The organism is Nocardiopsis sp. NPDC055824, from assembly GCF_053616335.1.
The window spans coordinates 1-6,070 of record NZ_JBSHDN010000291.1 but is presented as its reverse complement, the minus strand read 5'-3'; the positions used below and the strand labels follow the sequence as shown (position 1 = coordinate 6,070).

General features: G+C 76.3%; 4 protein-coding genes. 2 read left to right on the top strand and 2 right to left on the bottom strand.

The window, feature by feature from the left end:
- Positions 1-38 precede the first annotated feature (38 nt).
- Positions 39-653 carry a M15 family metallopeptidase gene (locus ACWGL3_RS30395; protein ID WP_267948844.1) on the bottom strand — a complete coding sequence of 205 codons (615 nt, stop codon included), beginning with the start codon at positions 651-653 and terminating at the stop codon, positions 39-41.
- Between the two features lie 168 nt (positions 654-821).
- Between ACWGL3_RS30395 and ACWGL3_RS30390 the strand changes: the two genes are divergently transcribed.
- Both ACWGL3_RS30390 and ACWGL3_RS30385 read left to right on the top strand, forming a co-directional pair.
- Positions 822-1,496, top strand: a complete 675-nt coding sequence (locus tag ACWGL3_RS30390; RefSeq protein WP_267948845.1) for a response regulator transcription factor — start codon at positions 822-824, stop codon at positions 1,494-1,496.
- On the top strand, positions 1,493-2,632 hold the full coding sequence (locus tag ACWGL3_RS30385; RefSeq protein ID WP_452462085.1) for a sensor histidine kinase: 1,140 nt from the start codon (positions 1,493-1,495) through the stop codon (positions 2,630-2,632). Before ACWGL3_RS30390 ends, ACWGL3_RS30385 begins: the two co-directional genes overlap by 4 nt.
- A 54-nt stretch (positions 2,633-2,686) precedes the next feature.
- Here ACWGL3_RS30385 and ACWGL3_RS30380 read toward each other — a convergent pair whose 3' ends face one another.
- Positions 2,687-5,737 (bottom strand): bifunctional [glutamine synthetase] adenylyltransferase/[glutamine synthetase]-adenylyl-L-tyrosine phosphorylase, encoded by a 3,051-nt coding sequence (locus ACWGL3_RS30380; protein ID WP_267950298.1) that lies wholly within the window; start codon positions 5,735-5,737, stop codon positions 2,687-2,689.
- Positions 5,738-6,070 lie beyond the last annotated feature (333 nt).

Sequence of the window (6,070 nt, the reverse complement as noted above, 5' to 3'; positions counted from 1 at the left end):
CGCCGGCACGGGGGCGCACCCCGGAAGGGCCCGGGCGGTCAACCGGCCGAGGCGTCCGCCCGCGGGGCCGGACAGGCGCCCCCGGGCCCGGTCGCGAGCTCGAAGTGCCACATCTCGTTGGCGTAGGTCCGGCAGAGCCCGTGGGCGTCTCCGAACCGGCCCATCCAGTCGGCGGCGTCCGTCCGTCCGATGTCGACCGCGTCACCGCTCACGTGGGAGGAGGACTCCGCGGAGGCGACCCACCGCGCGGCCTCCTCCTCGCTCCCGTAGACCGTGACCGCCGCGTCCAGCAGGAACCGCTGGTAGCGCTCGCTGCGCCATCCGCTGGTGACGACCACGTCCACCCCGTCCTCCCGGGCCTCGGCAGCGGCGGCGCGCACGGCCTCCAGCAGTTCCGGGTCCATCCGCTCCAGCAGGGGCAGGCCCTCCGCGAACGGTGACACGCCCTCCCCCTCGGCCAGGTAGCCGTCGTCCTCGTCCAGCGGCGTGAACCCGGTGACGGGCGCCGTCGCCGTCAGCGGCGGCCCCCCGTCCCCCGCCGGCCCGGGGGACAGGCCCCACAGGGCCGCCAGGGCCACGGCGAACAGGGCTGACGTGACCGCGACGGCGGCCGGGCGGCCGGTGGCGTGCGGCCCCGGCGGAACTCGGACCACGGGATCCCTCCCCTCTCCGCCGGACGGGCCCGCCCGGCGCTCCGCACCAGACCAGCAGGGGGGATGTTGCGGGGACGTCGGGTGATCCGCCTACGTTTTCGCAACACGCCGCCGCCTAGACTCGGGCGTCCGTCCGCGGGCGCGGACCGCCGAGGAGGAGGGGACCACATGCGCGTGCTGATCGTCGAGGACGAGGCCTTCATGGCCGAGGCGCTCCAGGCGGGCCTGCGCCACGAGGCGATCGCCGCCGACACGGTGTCCGACGGGGACGGGGCCCTGGAGCGCGTGGCCGTCAACGACTACGACGTCGTGGTCCTCGACCGCGACATCCCGGGCACGCACGGGGACGACGTGTGCGCGACCGTGGTCAGGGACCACCCCGGCACGAGGGTGCTCATGCTGACGGCCGCGACACGGCTCAGGGACAAGGTGGACGGGTTCGCGCTCGGCGCCGACGACTACCTCACCAAGCCCTTCGCGCTGGAGGAGCTGGTCGTGCGCCTGCGGGCGCTCGCCCGGCGCCCGCGGACCGCGGTCCCGCCCGTGCTGGAGTTCGGGGACCTGCGCCTGGACCCCTACCGGAGGGAGGCCTACCGGAACGGCCGCTACCTGCGGCTCGCGCGCAAGCAGTTCGCCGTCCTGGAGCTCCTCATGCGCGCGGACGGAGGGGTGGTGAGCGCGGAGACCCTGCTGGAGAAGGTGTGGGACGAGAACGCCGACCCGTTCACGAGCGCCCCCAGGGTCACGGTCTCGACCCTGCGCCGGGCCCTCGGCGAACCGGACCCCGTCGTCACCGTCCCGGGGGCCGGCTACCGCCTCGGCGCCCCCGGCGGCAAGGCGTGAGCGCCGCCCGCCCGCGGCCGACGAAGCCCCTGGTCAGCGCGCGGTTCCGCCTGGCCCTGAGCTACGCGGCCTTCCTCGTCGCAGCCGGAGCCGTCCTCCTGGCGGGCGTCTACGTGGTCCTGCGGTACGTCCCGAACTACCCCCTGACCGCCGCCAACCCGTCCGAGGCCCACCTGCCCATCGCGTCGAGGTCGAAGATCCTCACCGTCCTCGTCCACCTGTCCGGCGCGCTCCTCGCGGCCCTGGCCCTGATCGGGATCACCGGGGGGTGGTTCCTGGCCGGGTGGGTGCTGCGCCCCCTCCAGCGCATCGACGAGGCCGTCCGGCTCGCCGCCGAGGGGCGCCTCGACCACCGGATCCGCCTCACGGGGATCAACGACGAGTTCCGGCGGCTCGCCGACGCCTTCGACCACATGCTCGACCGGCTCGACGACGCGTTCGCCACGCAGGAGCGCTTCGCCGCCAACGCCTCCCACGAACTGCGGACGCCCCTGGCCGTCACGGGGACGCTCCTCGACGTGGCGCGGCAGAACCCGGACGGGCAGGACTACCCCGCCCTGGTCGAACGGCTCAGCATCACCAACGCCAGGGCGGTGGGCCTCACCGAGGCGCTGCTGCGGCTGGCCGACGCCAACGCCGTCACCGCCGCGGCCGCACCGCTCGACCTCGCCGGGACGGTCCGCGCGGCCGTCCGCGAGGCCGGTGACGAGGCGCGGCGGTGCGGCGTGACCTGGGACCTGCGCCTGGAGGCCGCACCGGTGCTCGGCGACGGGGCACTCCTCGCGCAGTTGGCCGCGAACCTCGTCCAGAACGCCGTCCGCCACAACACCGCGCCCGGGACCGCCCTGGCCGCCGCCGGCCACGACCCCCGCCGGGGACTCGCCACGCTCCGGATCGAGAACACCGGACCCGGGTACACGACCGGGACCGCGGCGCGGCTGCGCGAGCCGTTCCTGCGGGGCGAGGGGCGCACCCGACGGCGGGACGGGCGCGGCCCCGGGGCGGGGGGAGGCTACGGCCTGGGACTCGCCCTCGTCGCCCGGGTCGTCGACGTCCACGGCGGCACCCTGGACACCGCCCCCCGCGAGGGGGGAGGGCTCGTCGTCACGGTCACCCTCCCCGCGCACCCGGTGTGACGCGCCCGCGCAGGAGCGGCCGCACGCCCGGCGGGCTCCGCCGCGGCCGGTCCGCTAGTCGTCGTAGAAGACGCGCTCCATCACCGCGCGCGCCCGCCGGGTGGCGCGCAGGTAGGCCTCCGTCAACTGCTCGGCCGGCCCCTCCCACACCCCCTCCTCGTCCTCGGCGCTGCGGCACCCCATCGCGCCCGCGACCGCGGCGCGCACCCGCAGGTCGGAGGGCAGCGAGTCACCGCCCCGGCCCCGCACCAGCATCACCATGCCCCGCACGCGCGAGGCCAGCCTCCACGCCTGCTCCAGCACCGCGCCGTCGTCCGCCGCGAGGAGCCCGTGGGCCACGGCCGTGTCCAGGGCCTCCAGGGTCCCCGTCGTCCGCAGGCCCGGGTACTCGTGGGCGTGGCGCAGCTGCGTCAGCTGCGCCACCCACTCCACGTCCGACAGCCCGCCCCGGCCCAGCTTCGTGTGCAGGGTGGGGTCCGCCCCCCGCGGCAGGCGCTCGGCCTCCATCCGCGCCTTGAGCTTGCGGATCTCCAGCACCGCCGACGGGTCGACACCGCCCTCGGGGTAGCGGACCGGGTCGATCAGCTCCGTGAACGCCCTGCGCAGCTCGGGGTCCCCGGCGATCGGCCTGGCCCGCAGCAGCGCCTGGCTCTCCCACACCTGGGACCAGCGGCCGTAGTACGCCGCGTACGACTCCAGCGTGCGCACCACGGGCCCGCTCCGGCCCTCCGGCCGCAGGTCCGTGTCCACCTTCAGGGGCGGTTCGGCGGCGGGCATCTCCAGCAGCCGCGCCAGCTCGCGCACGATCGCCAGCGCCTGCTTCGTCGCTGCCCCCGTGTCGACGCCCGGCAGGGGGTCGTGCACGTACATCACGTCCGCGTCGCTGGCGTAGGTCAGCTCGCCGCCGCCGAACCGGCCCATCGCCACCACGCACACCCGGGTCAGCGGCTCGTCCCCGGACGCCGCGACGACCCGGTTCTGCGCCAGCCGCAGCGCGGCCTCGATCGTCACCGCGGCGATGTCGGTCAGCGCCGAGCCCACCTCCCGGACCGACGACACCTCCAACAGGTCGGCGGCGGCCGTGCGCAGCAGCTCGCGGCGGCGCAGCGCCCGCACCGCCGCCACCGACTCCTCGGCCGTGTCGTACCGGCGCTGCGCCGCCTCGGCCTCGGCCTCGAGCACCTTCGGGCCGCGCCGCACCAGGTCCTGGTCGTCGGCCAGCATCGCCACCGCGTCCGGGGCCCGCAGCAGCAGCTCCGTCACGTAGCGGCTCGTCCCCAGCAGCCACGCCATGCGCTCGGCCACCCGCACGTCGTCGCGCAGCAGCCGCAGGTACCACGGGGTGGTGCCCAGCGCGTCGCTCACCTGGCGGAAACCGAACAGGCCCGCGTCGGGGTCGGGGGAGTCGGAGAACCAGCCCAGCATCACCGGGAGCAGCGTCCGCTGGATCGACGCCCGCCTGGACACCCCCGACGTCAGCGACTCCAGGTGGCGCAGGGCCCCGCCGGGGTCGGCGAACCCCAGCGCCTCCAGGCGGATCTTGGCGTGCTCCGGCGACAGCCGCGCCTCCTCGCCCGGCAGCTGGGCCACCGCGTTGAGGAGGGGGCGGTAGAACAGCTTCTCGTGCAGGCGCCGCACCTCCGACGTCACCCGGCGGCGCGCCTCGGTCAGCTCCCTGACCGGGTTCGCGGTGAACCCCAGCGCCCGCCCCAGGCGGCGCAGGTGCTCGGGGCCGTCCTGGCTCCCGGGGTCCGGCATGAGGTGCGTGCGCCGCAGCCGCTCCAGCTGCAGCAGGTGCTCCAGCCGCCGCAGGAAGCGGTAGGCCTCCGACAGCCCGGCCGCGTCGCGCCGCCCCACGTACCCGGACTCCGACAGGGCCTCCAGGGCCTCCAGGGTGTTGCCCGAGCGCAGCCGGTCGTCGGTGCGGCCGTGCACCAGCTGGAGCAGCTGGACGGAGAACTCGATGTCGCGGAGCCCGCCCGGGCCCAGCTTCAGCTCCCGCTCGGCCTCGCCGGCGGGGATGTGCGCCACCACGCGGCGGCGCATCGCCTGCACGTCCTCCACGAAGTCCTGGCGGCCGGTCGCCTCCCAGACCAGGGGCAGGATCGCCTCCGTGTACGCCCGGCCCAGCCCGGCGTCACCGGCGATCGGCCGGGCCTTGAGCAGCGCCTGGAACTCCCACGTCTTGGCCCAGCGCTCGTAGTACGACAGGTGCCCCGAGACCGAGCGCACCAGCGGCCCGTTCCTGCCCTCCGGCCGCAGGGCGGGGTCCACCTCCCAGAGGGCGCCCTCGGCGTCGGTCTCGGACGGGATGCGCATCATCGCCGTGGCCAGGCGCGTGGCCGCGCGCATGGCGGCCTGCTCGTCCACCGGCGCCCCGGGGTCCGCGGACCCGGCGGGTTCGGCCACGAACACGACGTCCACGTCGCTGACGTAGTTCAGCTCGCGGCCGCCGCACTTGCCCATGCCGATCACCGCCAGACGGCACAGCGCGGCGTCCTCGGGCTGCTCGGCCCGGGCCACGGCCAGGGAGGCGTCCAGCATGGACGCGGCCAGGTCGGCCAGCTCCGCGGCGGCCTCGTCGACCGTGCACAGACCCGTCAGGTCGCGTCCGGCCAGCCGCAGCAGGCGCCTGCGGTACGCCACCCGCAGGGTGTGCCGGAGGGTCTCGGACGTCCCGTCCCCGACCACGGCCGGGTCGGCGGCCGGCGCCGCGCTGTGGGGGTCGGCCCCCACGGTGTGCAGCAGGCCCCGGCGCAGTTCGTCCGGTTCGGGGGAGCGGGCGGCGTCCGCGCCCCGCAGCTCCCGCCAGTCGCCCGGGTGGCGCACCAGGTGGTCGGTCAGCGCGGGGCTGGTGCCCAGGACCTTGCTCAGCCGCGCCCGGAGGTCGGACTCCTCGCGCAGCACGTCCAGGACCTCGGCCGGGTCCGGGTCGGACTCCAGGACCCGGATCAGCCCCAGCAGGGCCTGGTCGGGGTCGGGGGCGGCCGCGAGGGCGTCGATGACGGCGGTGTCGGCCCGGGCGTCCAGGCCCGCCTCCGTCATCAGCCGCAGGGCCCGGGTGCTGTCGCTGAAGCCACGCCTGGCGAGCGCGCCTGCTGTCATGGTGTTGTTTCCGTCCCTTGCCACGCGTCAACCGTAGCCGGACGGCCCGCGGGCACACCGTACGGCTCTGCTTGCGGTCGTTCGGTCCGGGGCCGCCGCGCCGCCCCTGCGGGCGCGGGGAGGCCCCGGAACCGGGTCGGGGCCGGCATCCGGGCGGAGGCCGGCCCCGGGGAGGAGGGCGTCGGGCGCTCGGCTCCGGGGGGTCGTGTCCACGGCGCGCGTCCGTGCGCCGCGGGGCCGGGGCCCCGGAACCGTGGCGGCGGGGGCTGCCGGGACAGGGCGTCATCTGTCGGTAACACGCCTCGTTTCGGTCCCCTGCGCACGGTGTATCCG

What these genes read in the sequence shown, in the direction of transcription:
- ACWGL3_RS30390 (WP_267948845.1), top strand. Translation starts at nt 822, where the DNA reads ATGCGCGTGCTGATCGTCGAGGACGAGGCCTTCATGGCCGAGGCGCTC.
- ACWGL3_RS30380 (WP_267950298.1), bottom strand. Translation starts at nt 5,737, where the DNA reads ATGACAGCAGGCGCGCTCGCCAGGCGTGGCTTCAGCGACAGCACCCGG.